Source organism: Idiomarina sp. 017G, assembly GCF_004362265.1.
In the GTDB taxonomy this organism is placed as follows: Bacteria; Pseudomonadota; Gammaproteobacteria; order Enterobacterales; family Alteromonadaceae; genus Idiomarina; species Idiomarina loihiensis.
In genome coordinates, this window is record NZ_SNWT01000001.1 from 473901 (window position 1) to 497140 (window position 23240).

Below are 23240 nucleotides of genomic sequence, written 5' to 3' on the forward strand. Positions count from 1 at the left end.
ATTATTATGGGTATTTTTTCACGTTTTAGCGATATCGTGAACTCCAATATCAATTCTTTATTGGATAAAGCCGAAGATCCGCAAAAAATGGTACGCCTGATTATTCAGGAAATGGAAGATACGTTAGTTGAAGTACGCTCTACGTCAGCGCGCCTGCTGGCTGAAAAAAAGGACATTCAGCGCCAGCAGCAACGGATGGAAAACGAAGTTCAGGACTGGGAGAAAAAAGCTGAGCTGGCGTTAACCAAAGAGCGTGACGATTTAGCGCGCCAGGCATTAATTGAAAAGCAAAAAGCGCAGCAGGGCGTTGACTCGTTGCAGCAGGAAATGGATCGCGTTAATGAAAACCTGGACAAGCTAAACGACGAAATTGGTCAACTTCAGGAAAAACTGGCCGATGCGAAGTCTCGCCAAAAAGCTATTCTGATGCGTCAGAAGGCGGCCAGCAGTCGCTTGCAGGTTAAGCAACAGGTCGATAGTGGCAAAGTAGATGACGCGATGCAGCGGTTTGACCGCTACGAAGCCAAAATCGATGATTTGGAAGCCCAGGTTGAATCTTATGATATGGGTAAACGGACATTACGTGACGAATTTGCAGAGCTGGAAAACGAGAGTAAAGTGAATGACGAGCTGGAAGCATTGCGTGCTCGTATGAGCTCAAAAACCAAACAAGACTCTTAAAACAGGCTTAAAAAAATGGATATTGAAGCAATACTAGGGATGTTGATGGCGCCGATTATTTTGTTTGTCATTATAGTCGCGCCTATCTGGATCATCCTTCATTACCGCAGTAAACGACAAATGAATCAGGGATTGAACGAGGAAGAAAGGGAATCTTTAGCGTTACTGGCGAATCAGGCAAAACGCATCCGTGAGCGTGTACAGACACTGGAACGTATTCTGGATGCTGACGCTCCGGGCTGGAGGGACAGACAATGAGCGAGAGAAGACCCAAACGAGAACTGCGTCGTGACTCAGAGCGAGGAAAAATTGCAGGTGTTTGTGCTGGTATTGCAGATTACCTGAATCTGGAACCCTGGCTAATACGAGTGGCCTTTGTTACTGGAGTGATTTTTACTAACGGCTCTTTCTTTGTACTTTATATCGCCGGTTGGTTAATTCTGGATAAAAAGCTACCGAATACTGAGCGTCATAATGTTGATGTAAAGACTAAGGTCTGGCAGGGCGGAGAACCGCCGCGTGAAGCTTTTCGCGACATAAAGCGAGAGTTTGATGAACTGGAGCAACAGTTGCAATCAATGGAAAAGTACGTAACCTCAAATCACTATAATCTTCAACGAGAATTTAATCGTCTGTGAGCCGTTTTCAAAAGCTACAACACCAAACCCGCGACGTTATTCATCGCGGGTTTGATCGTCATATACGCCTGGCTGTAACGGGGTTAAGTGGAGCGGGAAAAACCGCGTTAATCACCGGTTTACTTGAGCAGCTTTTATATGCGAACGAAACCCAGCAATTGCCTTATTTTAAAGTGAAGCAACAACAGCGTCTTAATGGTTGTCGTTTGCACACCAGTAGTAACTGGCAAGTCTCGCGTTTTGACTACGAAGGGGCAATAGACTGTTTAACCGGAGATGTGCCCCGGTGGCCGCAGTCGACACGCGATGTGAGTGAAATACGTGTCGAAATAAAATATAAGCCGCATCGAGGCTTAGCCGGGCGAGTGCTCGACACTCGTCGCTTAACCCTGGATTTAATTGATTATCCGGGCGAATGGCTGCTGGATTTGCCGTTATTAAAACTGAGCTATGACGAGTGGAGTCAGCAACAGCAGCGCTTACTGAAAGCTGAGTTACGACATCAACTGGCCGATAGCTGGTTGATTAAGGTCCAGACGGCCGCAAACGCCGCGTCAGAGGATAAAGCTGAGCAGCAGATACGTGAACTGGCATCGGGTTATCGCACTTTTTTACGTCAGTGCCGGGAGCAAAAATTATTATTGTTGCAACCCGGAAGAATGGTGTTACCCGGAGAGCTTGAGGGAGCTCCGGCGCTGGAGTTTTTCCCCTGGCCGTTGTCACAACCAGTACCCGATGCCTGGGCGAAACGTTTGCGCGAGAAATACCGCTACTATCAACAGCATGTGGTGACTCCGTTTTATCAAAAATACTTTAAGCACTTTAATCGGCAGGTTGTGTTAGTTGATGTCCTGCAGGCGTTGCAGAATGGTGAGCATCATTTTGCGGAATTGCAGTTGGCAATAAATGAACTGATGAAGAGCTTTTCGTATGGCAATAACAGTTTGCTTAAACGATTGATGTCGCCGGTTATTGATAAAGTCGCGCTGGTTGCGACAAAAGCCGACAGCATTGCCCCACAAGATCATCAAAAACTGACGGATTTACTGCGTGTTATGACGCAGAAGCAGCGTCAGGAGCTGCAGTTTGATCAAATACCGCACCAGGTATTTAGCGTTGCGGGCATTGCCACCAGTCAAATTAAGAAATTAAGTAACGGCACGACAGTTCTGGACGGTATTAATGAAAACCGTGAGTTTGTCCGGGTTGGTGCACCAGAGGTACCAGATGCCATACCAACGGCTGCGGACTGGCAACAAGGCTATATTTATCCGCAATTTTATCCCGGCTTCACCGCGCAGAATTCACCTCTGCCGCATATCCGGCTGGATCAGCTACTTGAATACGTTCTGGGAGATAAACTCAAATGAGTGATCCGCGCAAATTAACTTACTATTCGGTGGATGAACCGGCAGTTGAAGTTTCTAATATCGATAATATTCCTGAACAAGCCGGACATGAATCGGGAGCCGCACAAGCCGCTGCGAACTCCAAGCCTGGTCGCTGGGGTAAGTGGCTGGCACTGGGTTTAGTGGTTGCTTTAACCGCCGCCGTTATTGAATCGGTACTGATGGTTATTGAGCGTTTTCAGCAGAATATATTTTTAGGCAGTTTATGGGCTGTTGGTTTTGGTGTTATCGCGCTGGCGTTACTGAGCTTTATGGTGCGCGAAATCTGGTTGCTGCAAAAGTTGAAACGGCGCTGGAAAAAACAGTCTGAAGATCCCAAACCAGAGCAACAGTTGCAGCTTCTGCAACATCCGGATTTAGAACATCGCTGGCAGCAAATTAAACAACCGTATTGGTCCGCGGATGAAGAACGTGAACGTTTTGAAGTGGACGTCTTAAGTCGTATAGACCAGCAGGCTACTCGTATTATCAGTCGCTGGTCGGCAGAAGCCGCCGCCATGGTGGCAGTGAGCCCCTTCGCTTTACTGGATATGCTCATCGTTATGTGGCGTAACCAGCGCATGATATCGCGTATTGCCGAGTTGTACGGCGTTAAACTGGGTTACTGGGCCAGAGTTCGCTTATGGCGTCAGGTGTTTGCCAATATTGTTTATGCCGGGCTTAGCGAAGTTGCGGTAGATTTAGGTGCTCAATGGGTTAGCGCTGAACTATTAACACGTTTATCAACCCGGGCGGGACAAGGTTTAGGAGCCGGTTTGCTCACCGCCAGACTGGGCTACCAAGTGATTGAATTATGCCGACCTATGCCGTTCGAAAAGGTTAAAAAGCCGGGCTATTTAAAACTGCAAAAAGACTTACTAAGCCAACTAAAGAGCGTTTTACCTTTTGTTTATAAATCGCGTCAGGCAAAGGCTACAACGACATCTGATCAGGAAGTGGAAAACTAGCGTTACAGTTGTTTATAGGTTTGACACAGCGCAAAGATTGCCAACTAAGGTAAGCTCGTTGCACTCTGTTGCTCGTTAACAAATTTCTGACAAACGAGCCAAAACGCATGTCTTCTGATTTAAAACCACATAATAATAAATGGCAGCCAGCGACTCAGGTCATTCATGCAGGAGCCGCGCATGACGACCCTCACGGGGCGTTAACTGCGCCACTTTATCAGACATCGACTTTTCGGTTTTCTTCTGCGGAGCAGGGCACTCGTCGCTTTGCCGGCGAGGAAGAAGGCTATATTTACAGCCGTTTAGGTAACCCGACAACAGCAGAACTAGAGCGCCGAATGGCATCGCTGGAAGGCTATGAAGCTGCTGCGGCGGCAGCGACCGGGATGGGTGCTATTGCGGCTGCTACTATGGCTTTTGTGCGCAGCGGTGATCATATTGTGGTATCTGATGCCATTTACGGTTGCAGTTTTGCATTGTTCAGTGAGTTGTTTGAGCGCTTCGGCGTCGAAGCCGACTTTATTGATTTAAACAACGAAGGCCTGTTGAAAGAAACCCTGCGTGAGAATACCCGCTTAGTTTTTCTGGAAACCCCGGCTAACCCGCACCTGAAAGTGGTTGATATCGAAAAAGTTCATGCGGTAATTGCTGACTCAGATATTCGTCTGGTGGTGGATAATACCTTTATGACGCCACTGATGCAGCAGCCCAAACGACATGGTGCCGATATTGTTGTGCACAGTGCAACTAAGTTCCTCAATGGTCATGGTGACGTGGTCGCCGGCATTATTTGTGGCAGTGACGACGATATTAACACCATTAAAAGTACAACCTTAAAGGATATGGGCGCCACCATCAGTCCACATGACGCCTGGCTTATACTGCGTGGTCTGAAAACCCTGGATGTGCGCATGCAGCGCCACTGTGAAAACGCCGATGCGGTTTACGATTTTCTGGCCGCGCGGCAGGATATAAAAAAGATTTACTACCCCGGAGCTCCTGACCACGAGGCACAAGCTTTAATGGGTAAACAGATGAGCCGTAACGGGGCGGTTATTGCTTTTGAACTGGAAGGCGATGAAGCGAAAGCACGTTACTTTCTGAATCAATTGCGGATGATAGCTCTGGCAGTGAGTCTGGGCGATGCTGAAACTCTCATTCAGCACCCGGCGTCAATGACGCATTCCCCGTATACGCCGGAGGCTCGTCTTAAGGCGGGGATTTCGGATACATTGATCCGAATTGCGGTAGGCTTAGAAGCAGCAGACGATATTATTGCGGATCTTGAACAGGCGCTGGAGGCCTGCCGTGTGCAGTGGCAGAAGTCCGCGTAATTCTGCGAAAGATGAACTAATAATAACAAAAACGATCAAACATTAATGAGGAAGCAACAAGGCTGAATTATGGGTAAACAAAGTCAATACGTATCAAGGCAACCGGATGAAAACGGTATTATTCAGTGGAGTGACGAAGAAAATCAGGTCTGGAAGGATTTGGTCGAACGTCAGTTGGAATGCATACCGGGTAAAGCTTGCGATGAGTATATGAAGGGACTGGAGTTACTCGACTTGCCGAAGGATCGCTTGCCACAAATGCATGAAATTAATAATGTGCTGGAGAGAGAGACAGGCTGGCAAGTTGCAGCAGTTCCAGCGTTAATTCCATTTGACGAGTTTTTTCGCCTACTGGCAAACAAGCAGTTTCCGGTAGCAACCTTTATTCGCACACGGGAAGAGTTTGATTACTTGCAGGAACCTGATATTTTTCACGAAATATTCGGACACTGCCCGCTATTAACCAACCCGGCGTTTGCGCATTTTACTCACCAATACGGTAAATTGGGTTATGCAGCCACACCCAAAGAACGGGTCTATCTGGCTCGCCTGTACTGGTTTACTGTAGAGTTCGGGTTATTGAAAACCGAAGAGGGTATCCGAATTTATGGTGGCGGTATTTTATCGTCTCCGGCTGAAACGGAATACGCCGTTAACAGCGATACGCCAGAGCGCAAACCACTGAAAGCGTTAGATGCGCTACGTACACCGTACCGAATTGATATTATTCAACCTATCTACTACACCATAGAGAGTGTGGACGAGCTGTTTAAGATATCCGATATGGATATCATGTCGCTGGTTCATGAAGCTATGGAGCTAGGGTTGTTTGAACCAAAATTTCCACCAAAAGATGCAGCTTAAGGCAAAGGAGTATTAAAGAATGTCAAACTTGGAAAATGCACGTTGCGAAGCGTGTCATGCAGACGCGCCACAAGTCAGCGATGAAGAGCTGAAAGAGCTGATGCGTGAGATACCTGACTGGACGCCGGTAACAAACGACAACGTTATGATGTTGCAGCGCGAATTTAAGTTTAAAAACTTTAAGCAGGCGCTGGCTTTTACTAACCGAGTAGGTGACCTTGCTGAGGAAGAAAAACATCACCCTGAGCTGGTGACTGAATGGGGCAAAGTAACGGTTACCTGGTGGACCCACGCTATTAACGGTTTGCATAAAAATGACTTTATTATGGCGGCAAAAACCGACAGTGTAGTTGACGCTTAGCCAGCTTTGTCGATGAACTGCATGGAACCCCGGTCTATTGGCCGGGGTTTTTGTTTTTTAAGCGGGAACAATAGTGTATTATTTGCTTTACATTTAGTTCAATGCAGTAGGGTTTATGCGACTTGAGATAACTTGTGATGACCGTCTGGGTATCTGTCAGGATGTTCTGCAAATTTTGCGAGACCACGAAATTGATTTACGTGGCATTGAAGTCGATCCTAAAGGAAAAATCTTCCTAAATTTTCCTGAATTAGCCTTCGATGATTTTCGGCATTTGATGCCTCAGATTCGTCGCATTCCCAATATTATTGACGTAAAAACCATTCCTTACATGCCGTTTGAACGCGAGCATTATGAATTTAGTTTGCTGTTAAGTACCTTGCCGGATCCGGTTCTTTCCATTGATAGCAAAGGTCATATCGACATTATCAATGACGCCGGCTTACGTTTATTAGCGGGTCAGGAAGACAGCCTTAAAGGTGAGCCGCTTATGCAGTATGTGCATGGCATCTCGCTACAACGCTGGCTGGATAAAAAGCCCCGTGACCCTATTTACGAGGCCGTGACCATAGGCAATTCAGAGTACTACGCTCAATTATTGCCTATCTGGGTTAACGACGAAGAAGGCAGTACGGCGTTTGCCGGTGCGGTAATGACTTGTAAGTCAGAGCCCGTAACAGCAACCTGGCAGAGTCAGGACAATGAAAAAGCCTTTGAGCGCCTGCTGACCGATAACAGCACTATGAAGCGCGTTATTAAAGATGCCCAGCGTATGGCAGAGCTTGACGCGCCGCTGTTAATTGAAGGTGAAACGGGTGTCGGTAAAGAGCTGTTGGCAAAAGCCTGTCATTTAGCCAGCCAGCGTCAGGATAAACCCTTTTTGGCCATAAATTGTGCGGCACTACCGGACAATGTTGCTGAGAGCGAACTGTTTGGTCATGGCGAAGGCAGCATAAGTAGCCAGAGCACTCGTAAAACCGGGGTTCTGGAACAATCTGCCGGGGGCACAGTATTACTGGACTCAGTCAGTGAAATGTCTATTGGCCTGCAGGCAAAATTACTACGCTTTTTAGAAGACGGTGTGTTTCGCCGCATTGGCGAAGAGCAGGAAGTGAGCGTAGACGTGCGAGTTATTTGTACTGCTCAGGGTAATCTATACGAACTCGTTGAAAACGGCGAATTTCGCGAAGACTTGTATTATCGGCTTAACGTTTTGGCACTGAATGTCCCGCCACTGCGTGAACGCAAAAGCGATATTTTATTGTTGGCAGAGCATTTTGTGACTCAGGCCTGTAAAAAGCTCGGGCGCAGTCAGGTAAGTTTAAGTCGGGCGGCGAAAGAGCGGCTCAAGCGTTACCAGTGGCCGGGCAACGTGCGCCAGTTGGAGAACACTATGTTCCGCTCGGTTTCAATGATAGAAGGTTATACGCTGGAGCCCGCGGATATCCGTTTGCCTGAGTTGAATCAGGAAGATGATCAGTTAGCGTTGGATATTGACGATATGAGCCTGGACGATGCAGTTCGTCGTTTTGAAAGCCACGTACTACGCCGTTTGTATCCGAGCTTCCCCAGTACAAGGCAACTGGCAAAACGTTTAGGGCTTTCCCATACCGCAGTGGCCAATAAATTACGCGATTATGGCATTGGTAAGCAACGTAGTGGTCGTGCCCGTAAAGCAGAACAGACAAAAAAGTAGCCTTGTAACAAAAGCTTTACAAGTCAAACAGGCTGTACCTTGATCCAGAGCAAGTGTTCAGCCTGTACATTAAACTTTACGTTTTAACCTTAACTTCAGTAATTTGCTATCTTCTCCTCTTATTCGCCTTTTCCCCACAACTACCGCTACAGTCATGGTGTTAACAACCGAATAATAAGAGGAAGTAACCATGACAGATAAAATGATTAATCCGTTAAATACAGACGGTTTTGAGTTCGTTGAATATACCGCTCCGGATCAGAAAGGCATTGATGCGTTAAAAGACTTGTTCGACAAACTGGGTTTCACTGAAGTGGCTAAGCACAAGAGCAAGCAGGCCTGGTTGTACAAACAGAACGACATTAATTTCATTATTAACGCTGAACCGGGTGGGCAGGCTGAAGAGTTTGCGAAAGACCATGGTCCGAGTGTCTGTGGTATGGCATGGCGTGTGGAAGATTCGGCTCATGCATTGAAGCATTCACTTGATAACGGTGCCAAAGCATTCCCTGCCGATAAAGGCGTTGTTGAAGGTGTTCCGGCAGTGTTTGGTATTGGCGAAAGTGCGTTGTATTTTGTCGACAACTACGAAAACCATGAAATTTATAAGCAGCATTTCGACTTCTATGAAAACTGGGAAGCGAAAATGAGCGGGCACGCCGCTGGTCTGTTTGAAATAGACCATCTGACGCACAACGTATTCCGCGGCAACATGGATACCTGGGCTGGCTTCTATGAGCGCATTGGTAACTTCCGTGAAATTCGTTACTTTGACATTGAAGGCAAACTGACAGGCCTGTTAAGCCGCGCGATGACAGCGCCTTGCGGTAAGATCCGTATTCCAATTAACGAATCTCACGATGACAAATCGCAAATTGAAGAGTACTTAAAAGAGTACAAAGGCGAGGGTATTCAGCACATTGCTTTAACCAGTGACAATATCTACAAAACCGTAAAAGACCTGCGTTCTATTGGCATGGACTTCATGGATACGCCGGAAACTTACTACGAGAAAGTGAATGACCGCGTTGAAGGGCATCAGGAAGATTTAGACGCACTACGTGAACAGCGTATCCTAATCGACGGTGCGCCAATGAAAGATGGCATTTTACTGCAAATCTTTACTCAAACCGTAATTGGTCCGGTGTTCTTTGAAATCATTCAGCGTAAAGGCAACGAAGGTTTCGGCGAAGGTAACTTCAAAGCGCTATTCGAAAGCATTGAAGAAGACCAGATCCGCCGGGGAGTGTTAAGCGATGCGTAAATGGATCAGCTTTCCGAAACAGGTGGGCAAGTCATCTCGACAGGCCCACGCTGATTTTCCGGAGCAAGCCATTTATGAACGTGAAGCTGGTCGTAGTGGCTTTTTCGGTCCGGCCACGCATTTTCACCATCAGCATGCTCCGACCGGTTGGTCGGAGTGGCGTGGGCCTCTGCGTCCACGGGCGTTTGACTTTAATAAGTTAGAAGCCATAGCTCCGGAAAACCCCTGGTTAACGCCTGACTTATTGCACAATAATAACTGCCGTTTTCGCTTGTGGCATTGCCATAGCAAAATGGATTATTTAGTGCGTAATGCCGACGGCGATGACTTGCTCTTTGTTCATGAAGGCAGTGGTCATCTGCATTGTGATTACGGGCATATTCACCTGGTGAAAGGGGACTACTTCTTAATTCCCCGTTCTACTAACTGGCGTCTTGAGCCCGATGAAACCATGCAGTTGTTGATGATTGAAGCAACAAATGGCTCTTATAGCTTGCCGGAAAAAGGTTTGGTGGGTAATCATGCTATTTTCGATCCGGCAGTGCTGGATACACCGGATATCGATGAGGCGTTTCAGGCGCAATACAGTGAAGAGCAGTGGCAGGTGTATGTAAAACGTCATCAGCAGGTGTCGGTTATTACGTACCCTTATAACCCACTGGATGCGATAGGCTGGCACGGAGAATTAGCTCCGGTTCGTTTAAACTGGCGCGATATCCGGCCGTTAATGAGTCATCGTTATCATCTGCCGCCGTCGGCACATACGACCTTTGTGGCTGACCGTTTTGTGGTCTGTACTTTTGTGCCGCGTCCTATCGAGTCAGATCCGGGCGCGTTAAAAGTGCCTTTCTACCACAATAATGATGATTACGACGAAGTGCTGTTCTATCACGAAGGTGACTTTTTCAGTCGTGATAATATCGACCGCGGTATGGTAACCTTCCATCCGGCAGGATTTACTCATGGCCCACACCCGAAAGCGTTTAAAGCCGGGCGTGAGCATAAAAAGAAATTCACAGACGAAGTTGCGGTTATGCTTGATACCCGCGATGCCTTGCAAGCAAGTGATGAGGCTTTAGCGGTTGAAAACCCGGACTACGTCTACAGTTGGCAGGAGAAATAACAACTTATGAAACTCGCCACATACAGAAATGGTACTCGTGACGGTCAGTTAATGGTCGTCAGCAGGAATTTAAATGCAGCAGTAGCGGTTCCTGCTATTGCGTCTTGCATGCAAGAGTTGCTCGACAACTGGGACGGCATTGCACCTAAGCTCGAAAAAATCTATCAGCAGCTTAACGACAGCGACGTGGATGGCAGTATCCAGTTCGATGAAGCTTTATGTGAGTCGCCTCTACCTCGTGCGTATCAGTGGGCTGATGGCAGTGCCTATGTAAACCACGTTGAATTAGTTCGGCGTGCACGTGGTGCCGAGATGCCACCGAGCTTCTGGGAAGATCCTTTAATGTACCAAGGCGGCTCTGATGATTTCTTAGCGCCTTACGACGATATTGAAATGGGCAGCACTGAATGGGGCATCGACTTTGAAGGCGAAATTGCCATTATTACTGACGATGTTCCAATGGGTATTGATGCTAAGACCGCCGGGCAGCACATTAAGTTATTGATGCTGGTTAATGACGTTTCATTGCGCGGGCTTATTCCGGGCGAGCTGGGCAAAGGTTTTGGCTTTTTCCAGAGTAAACCATCCTCAGCTTTTTCGCCGGTCGCGGTAACACCAGATGAACTGGGCGACGCGTGGAAAGCCAACAAGGTGCATTTGCCACTATTGTCAGAGTACAACGGTAAAGCTTTTGGTAAACCTAATGCCGGTGAAGATATGACCTTTGACTTTGGCCAGTTGGTTGCTCATGCAGCGAAGACTCGTCATTTAGGGGCTGGTGCTATTATTGGCTCGGGTACAGTTTCCAATAAACAGGGAACTGACCACGGAACCTCTATTGAAGAAGGTGGTGTTGGCTACAGCTGTATTGCCGAAGTGCGTATGATTGAAACCATTCGTGATGGCAAGCCGGCGACGCAGTTTATGCAATTTGGTGACACCATCAAAATGGAAATGAAAGATGATGGTGGCCAGTCAATATTCGGCACCATTAACCAAAAAGTTGTTCAATACGAAGGTCCTGAAAAGTGATGAAACTTTACGGCTACTGGCGCTCAAGCGCCAGTTACCGGGTTCGTATTGCGTTAAACCTCAAAGGACTGGCGTACGAGTACGAACCGGTGCATTTAGTAAAAGACGGCGGACAACAGCACAGTGAGGCTTATCGAAAGCTTAATCCTGCGCGTTTGGTTCCTACTTTTTTAGATGGCGACGTTAGATTAAATCAGTCCTTAGCCATTATTGAGTATCTGGAAGAGTGTTATCCAAAGAAACCTTTATTGCCCTCCGCTCCAGCTGACAAAGCCAGAGTCAGAGCCTTGGCTTATGATTTAGCCTGCGAACTGCAACCTGTTACAAATTTACGAGTCCTACAGTACTTAACCGGTGAGCTGAATTGCAGTGACGAACAACGCTCAGCCTGGATAGCTAACTGGGTAGAACGAAGTTTTACCGCATTTGAACAGCGGCTTACCGAGTATGCAGGTGATTATTGCTATGGTAATTCGGTAACATTGGCTGATATCTGTTTGATACCTCAGGTATACAATGCACAACGCTTTAATTTGGACTTAACGGCATATCCAACTTTAATGGCGGTGCATGAACGTTTGCAGGCGCTTGACGCAGTGCAACAGGCTCGGCCTGAAAATCAAGCGGATGCACAGTAATCCAGGGATCCTAAAAAGGAAAATAATAATATGGTGAAGTCACGTCTGGTGATGGCCATTGGGGCGGCATTGTTTGTCGCCTCTTGCGCATCAACCTCTCCTCAGAATACGAATACTGCTGACACGCAGAAAAACACACCGACCTTACAAGCTAACTCTCTTGCCAGTGCGCAGGGAACCGCCGCTCTCACCATGGAACAAATTATGGCTGATCCGGACTGGATGGGACGTTTCCCGGAGCAGGCTTTCTGGAGTATGGATGGTGAGGACATTCTTTTTTATCAAAAGCGCGAAGGCAGCGACATTCGTGACTTAATGATGCTGGAAAATGGTGCCGGTGAACCACAGAAAGTGGCTATAGAAAACCTGCATCAGTACGTTGCCGATGAAAAAGTGCATGCAGCGGATGACAGCTTTTTAGCTTATACCTTTGAAGGCAATATTTTTGTTCGTTTTAATGACGGCAGTCTCCGTCAATTAACCCGTGACGATGCTCGCCAGCATAATCTGCAGCCTATGACCAATGGGCAGTTGAGCTACCAACAAGATAATAACTTTTTTGTTATTGATGTGAACTCGGGGTTAAGCCGCCAGGTTGCTTCATTAGCTTTTAAAGAAAAACCTAAGGCAAACGAAGAACCGAAGGATTACCTTGCTCGTGAAGAACAAGAGTTAATTCAGTTTGTGCAAAAAGAGCGTAAGGCATCGGAAGAACGTTTTGCTCAGCGTTCCAATTTACATGCGCAAAACTCAACCTTAGCGCCTAAGCCTTTCTACTTACCTGAAAATAAAGAGTTGGTGTCGGCCAGTTTGTCACCAAAAGGCGACTTTTTGCTGGTGGCTATTACTAAGCCGCAAAGCTGGCGTGATGAAGGCGATATTATGCCAAACTACATCAGTGAAGACGGCCGCGTAAAAAGTGAGAACGTGCGTCGCCGTGTTGCTGATGCCAAGCCTGTTGAACACCAATTGGTTTTACTCAATTTAAGCGACGGCAGCCAGTCGACGCTAACCTACAACACGTTACCAGGCTGGAATGAAGATGTTTTGGCAGAAGTGAAGCGCGAAAATCTTGAGGCAGAAGGCGAAAGCTACACCTCTGAAGAGAAGCCGCGCCCAATAACTCTGATGTCCGACTGGGGTTGGGATAACGGTGCTATTCAGTGGAACGCTGAAGGAACTGAAGTTGCGGTGATGCTGGAAGCCTGGGATAACAAAGATCGCTGGCTTGCTACTGTTGATACTGCCGGTAAAAAACTGATTTCTCAAGACCGCTTACACGACGATGCATGGATCAATTACACTCACAACGAGTTTGGTTGGTTAAACAGCAGTGAGTTGTGGTTCATGTCCGAGGCTGATGGTTATTCACAGTTGTATGCGACGAGCATTGATGGCAGTACGCGCCAGTTAACTAAAGGTCATTATGTTGTCGAGTCTGCCGACTTAAATCGTAGCGGAGACTATCTGTATTTTCAGGCGAACATTGAACATCCTGGTATTTACGAAGTGTACCGGGTGAAAACCCATGGTAGCGGCGAACCGGAAGCTTTGACTGACCTTGATGGTATGACCGCATTTGAGCTCAGCCCTGAAAGTGACGAGCTGTTGCTGACTCATTCAACACCGTTAATGCCACCTGAGCTTTATCATAAAGCTGTAGGCTCATCTCAAACAGCGAAGCGCCTGACACATACGGTTTCGGAGAAGTTCCTGAGTATTGACTGGACTGCGCCGGAACTGGTCGGGGTTGAGTCTTCTCATGTTGATGAGCCTATTTATACCCGCATCTATAAGCCTGAAGGTTTTGATGAAAACAGAACCGAAGAATATCCTGCGGTTGTGTTCATTCACGGTGCCGGCTATTTGCAAAACGCGCACATGGGCTGGTCAGGGTATTTCCGCGAGTTTATGTTCCACAGCTTACTGAATAAAAATGGCTATGTGGTTGCAGACCTCGACTACCGCGGTTCAAAAGGTTACGGACGCGACTGGCGTACCGCTATTTATCGTCAAATGGGAACGCCGGAAGTTGAAGACCTGGTCGACGTTGCTACTTACTTAGAAAGTGACTTGAACGTTGATGGCGACAAGTTAGGAACCTATGGCGGTTCTTATGGTGGCTTTTTGACTTTTATGGCCTTGTTTAAAGAGCCAGGTTTATTTGAGGCTGGTTCTGCTTTGCGTCCGGTGACTGACTGGGCACATTATAACACCAGTTATACCTCAAACATTCTGAATTTGCCGCAGGACGATGCTATTGCGTATCGTCGCAGTTCCCCTATCTACTTTGCTGAGGGGTTAGAAGATGCGCTGCTTATCAACTCTCCGATGGTTGATGACAATGTGTTCTTTCAGGACAGTGTTCGCCTTGTGCAGCGTTTAATTGAGCTGAAGAAAGAAGACTGGGAAACGGCAATTTATCCGGTGGAACCGCACGGTTTCCGTCAGCCTGAAAGTTGGCTGAACGAATACCGTCGGATTTTTAAGTTGTTTGAAGAAAACCTGAAGTAAAGCGAACTTTACTTATCGAAGGGAACGGCGTCACTAATGCGGCGCCGTTCTAATTTATAAAGCAATAATGAGCTCACTAAACCTGCCGCGTGAATGTAGCTGACATGCTCGCCAACAAAGTGATCCGGCTGCCAGCCAAGTAACTCGGCAACGACCTTTGCCACAAGTGCAATTAGAATAAGCAACATCCATTTTTTACCCGCACGAATGTCCTTAATTAAGCAATAAGCAAGCAGTCCGTGTAACACACCAGATAAACCGACAAAGCTTAAATTAACCGGCATAATCCAGAGCATTAGAGAGGTTGCAACACCGCTTATCAGCAGAGCGTTTATTAGCCACCGAGTGCTCCAGTATTCACGCCAAATGAGAACAATGAGCGCCAGCCCAATGAAGTTAAACAACGCATGCCACCAGTCTAAATGAATAAAGTGGGCGCTAATCAATGGCCAGCCTTCAGCCATAACTGTTTCTGAGTTAAAAGTCAGTAACGAGTGCCACTGAGGCATCAGTTGTAAAAAAATGGATAAAATCAGAACAAGGGCAAGCCCTGCCCAGTATTGATTAAACCTCTCCATTCGTTTTCCTTTTCGTTGCGTCATTGGTTTCTGATTCGTATGATAGGGGAAATTCCTCCCAATATGAATGAGGCCTTATGAAGTTCTGGCTACCGACAATAATTGCAGCAAGCGTATTAACTGCCTGTACGCCTGCATCCGAACAAGAAACGCGTGAACCGGAAGCCGCAACTGGCTTTGTTGAGAAGAGTGCGGTAACTGCCGATAACTTTATGGTGGCTGCAGCAAACCCGCACGCTGTTGACGCTGGCTATCAGGTTTTAAAACGTGGTGGTTCTGCAGTTGATGCCGCTATTGCTGTACAGGCTATGCTCGGGCTGGTTGAACCTCAGTCATCGGGGCCGGGGGGCGGTGCGTTTATTCTGTATTGGGATAACGAAGAGAATAAACTATACAGCATAGATGCGCGTGAGACTGCTCCTATGGACGCTACTGAGTCTTTGTTTCTGGATGAAGAAGGTAATGCGCCTAAGTGGATTGACGCCGTAGTCGGTGGCCGTTCAGTCGGGACACCGGGAGTCATTCGCGGCCTGGAATTAGCTCATAAACGTTGGGGCAAAGCGGATTGGTCGTCACTTTTCAGTCAAACTATTGAACTTTCAAAAGAGGGTTTTGAAGTATCTCCGCGACTGGCCAAGCTGGTTGAGATGGAGATTAACCCTGGTGTGAAAAAAATGCCTGAAGCCAGCGACTACTTTTTCCCTAACGGAGAGCCATTGAAAGCGGGGTCCATTCTCAAGAACCCTGACTATGCAAAGAGCTTAAGTCTTATTGCTGAGCAGGGGGCTGATGCATTTTATCAGGGGGAACTGGCAGCAAAGATTGTGGATGCGGTACAAAACAGCCCTATCGAGCCAGGCGCATTAAGTCTTAAAGATTTAAGCCAATACAAAGCCAAACTGCGCGAACCAGTATGCAGCGCATATCGACAATATCAAGTCTGTGGCATGGGACCTCCAAGTTCTGGGGGGATTACAACACTGCAAACACTAGGCGTGCTGGAAAACTTTGAGTTAGGTGAGCTTGAACCTAATTCAGAACAATTCGTTCATTTGTTTACTCAGGCGTCACGCATGGCTTATGCCGACAGGAACCAATGGATTGCGGATCCTGATTTTGTAGAGATGCCAGTTGAAGCCATGCTGGACAAAACTTACTTGTCGAGCCGGGCAGATAAAATTACCGAAAATGACATGGGCAAGGCAAAACCGGGAGTTCAGTTACAGCCCGAGTATGAGCAGGATATTGCTTATGAACTGCCAAATACCAGCCATGTTTCAATAGTCGACGCCGAAGGTAATGTATTGTCTATGACCACCAGTATTGAAATGGGTTTCGGCTCAACAGTCATGGCCGGCGGTTTCTTGTTAAACAACCAATTAACGGACTTTTCTCTGGCGCCGGGCGATGGCAAAGAAAAGTATGCGAACAGAGTTGAGGCGGGTAAACGCCCCCGTAGTTCAATGGATCCCATTATTGTACTGGACGAGAAGGGAGAACAAGTTTTGCACGCGTTAGGTTCCCCCGGCGGCAGCCGAATTATTAATTATGTCAGCCAGACATTAGTTGGCATGCTGGACTGGAACCTAAACGTCCAGCAAGCTATCAATCTTGGTCACGTAACTAACCGTAATGATTATACCTCGCTGGAAAAAGGTCGGGACATAAGTGAACTCAAAGCAGATTTAGAGAAGCGCGGACATGACGTTAAAGTTATTGATTTAAACAGTGGCTTACACGGAGTTAGCATTGATTCAGACGGCACTCTTATTGGCGGTGCTGACCCACGTCGCGAAGGTGTGGCAAAAGGAGAATAGCAGGCGATGAAAATTATAAAACTGTTGATTTTGGCTTGCGCTGTAGTGACGTTATCTGCGTGTGGAGACGACGAGCCGATAAATTATGCACAAGCCCAGCCGGAAGAAGTTATCCAGGGTTTTTATGACTCAATTTATAAAGACGGAGACTTAGAGCAGGCGAAACAGCTGTCTTCAGAGCGTATGGCTGACTTAATTGATCATTATGGTGCGGTTAGTGCGGTTCAGAGGTACGTTCTTGGCCGCTATTTTGAAACCGTTGAAATTGAAGTGGAAACCAACTCTTTTACCGATTACTTAAATAATTCGGAAGATTTACGAGTAACGGTCATTTTTGACGGCTATCACAACGGTGAAAGAGCGAAGGACAGCCGTGATGTGGTACTGATTAAAAGGGACGATGCCTGGGTCGTTGATAAAATTCTTGATACCCGGTATCGCCCTTAATTGCTTTACGCTTCTTTTTTCTTATCAGTATAAGGTGGCCAGCCCATTTGTTTTCCAGCCAGCATGTGCAGATGAATGTGATACACCGTCTGGCCACCATACTCATTACAGTTCATGACTAACCGGTAACCGTCTTGTGAAAAATTATGTTCCGCTGCTAATTTAGCTGCAACCACATACAAGTGACCAACCAAACCGGCGTTGTCTTCATTAATGTCGTTTGCTGTCGCAATAGGTTGTTTGGGAATGATCAAACAGTGGAACGGGGCTTGTGGATTTATATCTTTAAACGCAAGCGCTTTGTCATCTTCGTAGATAATGTCCGCAGGGATGTCACGGTTAATAATTTTTGTGAAAATCGTTTCTTCTGCCATTGTCTTACCCTTATTACGCTATTTTAGTCTATGGTAACTATAGCATTGGGCATCGGCAAATTCAGTTGAGGTTTTCGGACAGCTTATATTGGCTGGCGGATTTTCCCGAAAACAAAAGGTCAACCATTGGGTGTTGAATTGCCTGCTCTGAAAAGTCGGCTTCTAAGCTGCTTTCACTGACATAAGTCTGAATTGACGAGTTGTTAACTAAAATATGGTACCACGGCTGATCTTTGGCCGGTTTAGAGGTTGCCATTTTATTGTACCAGCTGTCAGATAGCGTGAAGCACGGGTCAGCATCAATAATCACGCCACGGTAACCGTAAAGGCTGTGTGTGATAAGTTGACCAATTGAAAACTTCGCTTCTACCATGATGACGGTTCCATGTTATCCGATAATGTTTTTTTATCGGCTAAGGCGTGCTAAAACTTAAGTAAGATTTACACTTAATATACAAATAAGAGGACAACATGCTGGAATCCCCGGAAAATCGAAATTTCATGCGAATGGCAGTCAATGCGGATGTAAAGGTTACTCTTAAAAATGAAAAGGGAGAGCAGCAGTTACAGGGGATTTGTCTGGATTTAAGTGCGGTTGGTTTATCTTTGCAATTACCTGAAAACGCAGAAATTGGCGATAGCTTATTTGCGGAAATTGGCTCGTCTGGTTCCATAGCCCCGTTGAAAGTTACCGCTGAAGTTGTTCGCAGTCAGAGACTGGAAGACAACAGCGGCGACTTTATTCTGGGGTGTCGTATTATATCAATGGACTAGTTGCCCGATTGATTACATTATTCTCATACCGGGTTTGGCGCCATCGTGCGGGTTCAGAATGTAGATTTCATCTTTACCCGGGCCTGCTGCAAGCACCATGCCTTCAGATAAACCAAAGCGCATTTTTCGAGGTGCCAAGTTCGCAACCATAACGGTTAATTGACCTTTCAATGCTTCCGGATCATAAGCTGATTTAATGCCGGCAAATACCTGACGAGTTTCACCGCCAAGATCCAATGTCAGTTTCAATAACTTATCAGCACCTTCGACGTGCTCAGCATTTGCTATGCGGGCAACGCGTAAATCAACTTTAGCAAAATCGTCAAAACTGATTTCATCGGCAATGGGTTCTTTCTTCAATTCGTCATTGATTTCCACAGCCGGAGCTTGTGAAGCTTGCTCTTCTTTTGATGCGTCAATCATGGCGTTTACGTCATCCATTTCAACGCGCTGCATGAGCGCTTTGAATTTATCTATCGGGTGGTCTGTTAAAGCCGTTTTGTGGCTGTCCCAGGTGAAGTTGTCGTTTAAGAAGCTCTGCACTTCTTCGGTCAGTTTTGGTACAACTGGCGCTAAATACACCATTAACACTCGGAATAGATTGATACCCAACGAGCAAATTTCATGAACTTCCTGCTCGCTGCCTTCCTGCTTAATTAACTGCCAGGGTTCTTTATCAGCAATGTACTGGTTCGCACGATCAGCCAACGCCATAATGTCGCGCATGGCACGTGAGAACTCTCGTTTTTCATAAAGCTCAGCGATGTTGTCACCGGCCAGCTGAAAGTCTTCTAACAGTGCTGAGTCAGCTACGTTAGATGAAAGTCTTCCATCGAACTTTTTCTGAATAAAACCGGCGCAGCGGCTGGCAATATTAATCACCTTGCCAACAAGGTCTGAATTGACCCGTTGTGCGAAGTCGGTCAGATTCAGATCTAAATCGTCAATACGGCTTGTCAGTTTGGCTGCAAAGTAATAACGCAGATATTCCGGGTCAAGATGCTCAAGGTAGGTACGAGCCTTAATGAATGTCCCTTTCGATTTGGACATTTTAGTCCCGTTAACCGTAATAAAACCATGTGCCCAGACATTGGTTGGTTGACGGAAATCGGCACCTTTTAACATGGCAGGCCAGAATAAGCTGTGGAAGTAGATAATGTCCTTGCCAATAAAGTGATAAAGCTCGGCTTCGCTGTCAGCTTGCCAATAAGTGTCCCAGTCTGCTTTGCCTGTGGTTGAGCAATAGTTTTTAAAACTGCTCATGTAGCCTATAGGCGCATCCAGCCATACGTAGAAGTATTTATTTTCGGTGCCGGGAATTTTAAAGCCAAAGTAGGGCGCGTCGCGAGAAATGTCCCACCGTTGCAAGCCTTGTTCAAACCATTCGTTGAGCTTGTTCGCCATTTCATTTTGCAATGAGCCAGAGCGCGTCCAGCTTTTTAGCATGTCACCAAATGCAGGCAGGTCGAAAAAGTAATGTTCAGACTCACGCAGCTCGGGTTCTGCGCCAGAAACCACCGACTTGGGGTTTTTCAGGTCGGTTGGTGCGTATGTTGCACCACAAACATCGCAGTTGTCGCCGTACTGGTCTTCTGCGCCGCAATCCGGACACTCGCCTTTAACGAAGCGATCGGGCAGGAACATCTCTTTTTGCGGGTCATACAGCTGTTCAATGACTTTGGTTTTAATATGTCCGGCTTTATCAAGACGCGTGTAGATAGTCTCAGCCAACTCACGGTTTTCGTCACTGTGCGTGCTGTAGTAGTGGTCAAAACCGACTAAAAAGTCACTAAAATCGGATTCATGCGAGCGTTGCATGTCGCCAATCATCTGTTCAGGCGTTATACCAAGCTGCTGGGCTTTCAGCATAATCGGTGTGCCATGCGCATCGTCAGCACAGACGAAGTGGCATTCGTTACCGCGCAGCTTCTGAAAGCGTACCCAGATATCGGCCTGAATATAGCCCAACATGTGACCGATATGGATAGGGCCGTTTGCGTAAGGCAGTGCGTTAGTAACCAGTATTTTACGTGCGGATTGGCTCATGCGAAAATCTGCTTCCGTTTTGTTGATTAATCGAATGTAAACCCTAAAGTTTTATGCCGCTCATGTTAGCATAGCTCTTGGCTGATACACAGATCCCCGAGGTTGATGATGAAAGATTTTACTCACCCCTTATTGCCTAATGGCATACCCGATAACTGGGTAACTGGCTCCGGTAAGCAACGGGTATTGAATTTGCCTTTTGTTGCTGGCGAGTCCTTGCTGAAAGCCATACAAGAGGATTCTGAACTGGGCGAGTTTGACTGGCAGCTTAATTGTCAGATCAAAAAATTGAAGAACTCACAGCCGGAATTACCGCTTACCACGGGTAATGTCATTGTCGTCTCCTCAGGCAAAGGCGGAGTGGGGAAATCCTCTGTCAGTGTGAATCTGGCACTAGCTTTATCACAGCTAGGCGCCAAGGTTGGCTTGCTGGATGCCGATATTTACGGGCCATCAATTCCGACCATGCTTGGCGGTGGCGGCTCAGAGATGGAGCTGACCAAGAACAATAAAATGATGCCTTTAGAGCGCCACGGATTGCAGGTACATTCGCTGGGATACCTGGTTGAGGACAACGATGCGACTATTTGGCGCGGTCCTATGGCAAGTGGCGCTCTGCAGCAGCTTTACAAAGACACGGCCTGGCCAGCGCTTGATTATCTTATTGTGGATATGCCGCCGGGTACTGGCGACATTCAGTTGACCATGGCGCAAAAATTACCGGTAACTGGCGCGGTGGTAGTAACCACACCTCAAACCGTTGCACTTAAAGACGCTGAGAAAGGCGTGGCTATGTTTGAAAAGCTGAATATTCCGCTTATAGGCATATTGGAAAACATGAGTTTTTACCAATGTCCGTCGTGTGGGCATGAAGATGCGGTTTTTGGCAAAAACGGGGGGGCGGTTATGGCAACTGAGCACAACTTACCGTTATTGGGACAGTGGCCTTTGAACAGTGAGCTGCGCGAGAGTCTGGATGGCGATACACCACTATTGTTAGCACAGCCGGAACACCCGTTAAGTCAGCTAATTTTAAATTCAGCGCAACAAGTTGCAGCAAAACTCTATTATCAGCAAGAAAATTCGTTATAGTACTGGCCTTAAGGTCTTAAATGACAACACGGAGAACGATGAACCATGCGCCTAAACGACACTGAAATAGAACAGCATTTGAAAGATGGAATTATAGGTGTCGAACCTGCACCCCAAGCCAATAATATCTCAGGCGTTACACTAGATATTCATTTAGGCAACGATTTTCGTGTGCTGCAGGATCATGCGGCACCTTTTATAGATATTAGCGGCTCGCGCGAAGCTATTGAAGCGGCAATTCAGGAAGTCATGAGTGATGAAATTGTGCTTAAAGATGACCAGGCCTTTTTTATTCACCCTGGCGAATTTGCTTTAGCGGTAACACATGAGTCTATTACCTTGCCGGCCGATATGGTGGGTTGGTTAGACGGTCGCTCGTCATTAGCGCGTTTAGGATTGATGGTACATGTAACGGCTCACCGCATTGACCCGGGTTGGTCAGGACAAATTGTTCTGGAGTTCTTTAATAGCGGTAAGTTACCTTTGGCATTACGAGCGGGTATGAAGATAGGTGCTATTAGTTTTGAGAAGCTCAGTGGCCCTTGTGCAAGGCCCTACAACAAGCGTGAAGATGCTAAATATCGGGATCAGCACAGCGCCGTGGCTTCGCGTATTTCAGCTGACGGCGGCTAAGCACTCTCCACCAGGAGTTGTTTCGCGGCTTCTTCCAGTTTAGCCAGTAAATTGCTTGTATTATGGCGGTAGTAGACATCTTCATCACTCTGCAAACCGCCAATAACCGGTAATTTTAGGTCTTTTTCTTGCTTGTTGCTTAAAACTAAGTCGATAACCTGCTTACCCAATTGCTCCTCAATAAAGCCGACTTTTTCAGCCAGGCTAAGCTTGCCAGCAGGGCCGTTTTCATCCACCAGATTATCAATAAACACCACTTTGGCCTGAGTTGTCCGTAAGGCATCGCGGACACCATTAATGAGTAACGGTGGCATAACCGAGGTCATGAAACTTCCCGGTCCCAGCAAGATTAACTGACTGCTTCGAATATGGCGTATCGCTTCGGGGGTTGCAGTAACGCTGCCGGATAAGGAGAGCTTGCGTGGCATAACCGGCAGTTTATCAATGCGTATTTCACCATGACACTGAATGCCATCGTTGGTTGTCGCAATGAGATCGGTCGGGCATTCCGACATAGGAAGTATGCGATTATCGACGTTCAGCAAACGACTTAATAGCTGTATACCATCTAACGGGCGGGCACTGAGCTGGTCCAGTGTATAAAGCAGCAGGTTACCGAAGTTATGACCATGCAGTGACGATGTGCAATCAAAACGATAATTCAGTACTTCGGCCGCTAGCGGTTGTTCAACAAGTTGTGACAGGCAGTTGCGGATATCCCCCCAGGCAATGCAGTGTTGTGACTCACGTAACAAACCGGTTGCGCCGCCGTTATCTGTGGTTGCTACAATACCGACTAACTTATGTTTCATAAACGACAGAGTCGACAGTACCCGACCGAGACCGTGGCCACCGCCTATTGCGGTGATACGTCGTAAAGAATGAAGTTGCATGTGGCTTCCTTTGCTGCCAATGGCCAAACGTTGCGACCTTAGCTGATTTATTATGAGTTATGCAAGCCTCGCTGACTGTGTAACA

At 47.0% G+C, this 23240-nt stretch carries 24 protein-coding genes; 19 read left to right on the forward strand and 5 right to left on the reverse strand.

Annotation, left to right across the window (positions count from 1 at the left end; translation table 11 throughout):
• Positions 1-6: 6 nt before the first annotated feature.
• The 14 genes from pspA to DEU30_RS02405 all read left to right on the forward strand — a co-directional run bounded on the left by pspA (position 7) and on the right by DEU30_RS02405 (position 14501).
• Positions 7-681, forward strand: coding sequence for a phage shock protein PspA (pspA, locus tag DEU30_RS02340; protein WP_034820665.1), 675 nt, complete (start codon positions 7-9; stop codon positions 679-681).
• Positions 682-696: 15 nt separating this feature from the next.
• On the forward strand, positions 697-939 hold the full coding sequence (gene pspB / locus DEU30_RS02345) for an envelope stress response membrane protein PspB (RefSeq protein ID WP_011233982.1): 243 nt from the start codon (positions 697-699) through the stop codon (positions 937-939).
• The gene (gene pspC / locus DEU30_RS02350) at positions 936-1319 is read left to right on the forward strand and encodes an envelope stress response membrane protein PspC (protein WP_034820668.1); all 384 of its coding nucleotides are present in this window, start codon (positions 936-938) and stop codon (positions 1317-1319) included. Before pspB ends, pspC begins: the two co-directional genes overlap by 4 nt.
• Positions 1316-2689 (forward strand): YcjX family protein, encoded by a 1374-nt coding sequence (locus DEU30_RS02355; RefSeq protein WP_114981387.1) that lies wholly within the window; start codon positions 1316-1318, stop codon positions 2687-2689. The genes pspC and DEU30_RS02355 overlap by 4 nt, the downstream gene beginning before the upstream one ends.
• Positions 2686-3675, forward strand: a complete 990-nt coding sequence (locus DEU30_RS02360) for a TIGR01620 family protein (RefSeq protein ID WP_034820673.1) — start codon at positions 2686-2688, stop codon at positions 3673-3675. Before DEU30_RS02355 ends, DEU30_RS02360 begins: the two co-directional genes overlap by 4 nt.
• Positions 3676-3782: 107 nt before the next feature.
• Positions 3783-5009, forward strand: a complete 1227-nt coding sequence (locus DEU30_RS02365) for an aminotransferase class V-fold PLP-dependent enzyme (protein WP_011233978.1) — start codon at positions 3783-3785, stop codon at positions 5007-5009.
• A 69-nt stretch (positions 5010-5078) separates the two neighbouring features.
• On the forward strand, positions 5079-5873 hold the full coding sequence (gene phhA, locus DEU30_RS02370) for a phenylalanine 4-monooxygenase (RefSeq protein ID WP_011233977.1): 795 nt from the start codon (positions 5079-5081) through the stop codon (positions 5871-5873).
• Positions 5874-5892: 19 nt separating this feature from the next.
• Entirely contained in the window at positions 5893-6234 is a 342-nt protein-coding gene (locus DEU30_RS02375) for a 4a-hydroxytetrahydrobiopterin dehydratase (RefSeq protein ID WP_011233976.1), read from the forward strand.
• 115 nt (positions 6235-6349) lie between these two features.
• On the forward strand, positions 6350-7930 hold the full coding sequence (gene tyrR / locus DEU30_RS02380; RefSeq protein WP_110014027.1) for a transcriptional regulator TyrR: 1581 nt from the start codon (positions 6350-6352) through the stop codon (positions 7928-7930).
• 190 nt (positions 7931-8120) lie between these two features.
• On the forward strand, positions 8121-9194 hold the full coding sequence (gene hppD / locus DEU30_RS02385) for a 4-hydroxyphenylpyruvate dioxygenase (protein ID WP_034820687.1): 1074 nt from the start codon (positions 8121-8123) through the stop codon (positions 9192-9194).
• Positions 9187-10317 carry a homogentisate 1,2-dioxygenase gene (locus DEU30_RS02390; protein WP_011233973.1) on the forward strand — a complete coding sequence of 377 codons (1131 nt, stop codon included), beginning with the start codon at positions 9187-9189 and terminating at the stop codon, positions 10315-10317. The genes hppD and DEU30_RS02390 overlap by 8 nt, the downstream gene beginning before the upstream one ends.
• Before the next feature lie 6 nt (positions 10318-10323).
• Positions 10324-11349, forward strand: a complete 1026-nt coding sequence (locus DEU30_RS02395) for a fumarylacetoacetate hydrolase family protein (protein WP_114981386.1) — start codon at positions 10324-10326, stop codon at positions 11347-11349.
• Positions 11349-11987, forward strand: a complete 639-nt coding sequence (gene maiA / locus DEU30_RS02400) for a maleylacetoacetate isomerase (protein WP_110014025.1) — start codon at positions 11349-11351, stop codon at positions 11985-11987. The genes DEU30_RS02395 and maiA overlap by 1 nt, the downstream gene beginning before the upstream one ends.
• Before the next feature lie 30 nt (positions 11988-12017).
• Positions 12018-14501, forward strand: a complete 2484-nt coding sequence (locus tag DEU30_RS02405) for a prolyl oligopeptidase family serine peptidase (RefSeq protein ID WP_114981385.1) — start codon at positions 12018-12020, stop codon at positions 14499-14501.
• Between the two features lie 8 nt (positions 14502-14509).
• Here the strand turns inward: DEU30_RS02405 and rrtA are convergent, their stop codons facing one another.
• Entirely contained in the window at positions 14510-15079 is a 570-nt protein-coding gene (rrtA, locus tag DEU30_RS02410) for a rhombosortase (protein WP_110014023.1), read from the reverse strand.
• Positions 15080-15156: 77 nt separating this feature from the next.
• Between rrtA and ggt the strand changes: the two genes are divergently transcribed.
• Both ggt and DEU30_RS02420 read left to right on the forward strand, forming a co-directional pair.
• Complete coding sequence (gene ggt / locus DEU30_RS02415; RefSeq protein ID WP_110014022.1) at positions 15157-16896, forward strand: gamma-glutamyltransferase; 1740 nt, start codon at positions 15157-15159, stop codon at positions 16894-16896.
• A gap of 6 nt (positions 16897-16902) precedes the next feature.
• Complete coding sequence (locus tag DEU30_RS02420; RefSeq protein WP_114981384.1) at positions 16903-17343, forward strand: hypothetical protein; 441 nt, start codon at positions 16903-16905, stop codon at positions 17341-17343.
• A 5-nt stretch (positions 17344-17348) separates the two neighbouring features.
• Here DEU30_RS02420 and DEU30_RS02425 read toward each other — a convergent pair whose 3' ends face one another.
• Positions 17349-17717, reverse strand: a complete 369-nt coding sequence (locus tag DEU30_RS02425) for a histidine triad nucleotide-binding protein (protein ID WP_011233966.1) — start codon at positions 17715-17717, stop codon at positions 17349-17351.
• Between the two features lie 61 nt (positions 17718-17778).
• A complete protein-coding gene (hspQ, locus tag DEU30_RS02430; RefSeq protein ID WP_011233965.1) occupies positions 17779-18090 on the reverse strand; it encodes a heat shock protein HspQ in 312 nt (103 codons plus the stop codon).
• Between the two features lie 98 nt (positions 18091-18188).
• Between hspQ and DEU30_RS02435 the strand changes: the two genes are divergently transcribed.
• Complete coding sequence (locus DEU30_RS02435; protein WP_011233964.1) at positions 18189-18491, forward strand: PilZ domain-containing protein; 303 nt, start codon at positions 18189-18191, stop codon at positions 18489-18491.
• Between the two features lie 12 nt (positions 18492-18503).
• Here the strand turns inward: DEU30_RS02435 and metG are convergent, their stop codons facing one another.
• Positions 18504-20537, reverse strand: a complete 2034-nt coding sequence (metG, locus tag DEU30_RS02440; protein WP_114981383.1) for a methionine--tRNA ligase — start codon at positions 20535-20537, stop codon at positions 18504-18506.
• 105 nt (positions 20538-20642) lie between these two features.
• On the opposite strand from metG, the gene apbC reads away from it, so the two are divergent.
• Positions 20643-21629 (forward strand): iron-sulfur cluster carrier protein ApbC, encoded by a 987-nt coding sequence (apbC, locus tag DEU30_RS02445; protein WP_227016299.1) that lies wholly within the window; start codon positions 20643-20645, stop codon positions 21627-21629.
• 45 nt (positions 21630-21674) lie between these two features.
• On the forward strand, positions 21675-22262 hold the full coding sequence (dcd, locus tag DEU30_RS02450; RefSeq protein WP_011233961.1) for a dCTP deaminase: 588 nt from the start codon (positions 21675-21677) through the stop codon (positions 22260-22262).
• On the opposite strand, the gene yvcK is transcribed toward dcd, so the two are convergent.
• Positions 22259-23155 (reverse strand): uridine diphosphate-N-acetylglucosamine-binding protein YvcK, encoded by an 897-nt coding sequence (gene yvcK / locus DEU30_RS02455; protein WP_114981381.1) that lies wholly within the window; start codon positions 23153-23155, stop codon positions 22259-22261. The two genes, dcd and yvcK, sit on opposite strands and share 4 nt — an antisense overlap.
• Positions 23156-23240: the final 85 nt, after the last annotated feature.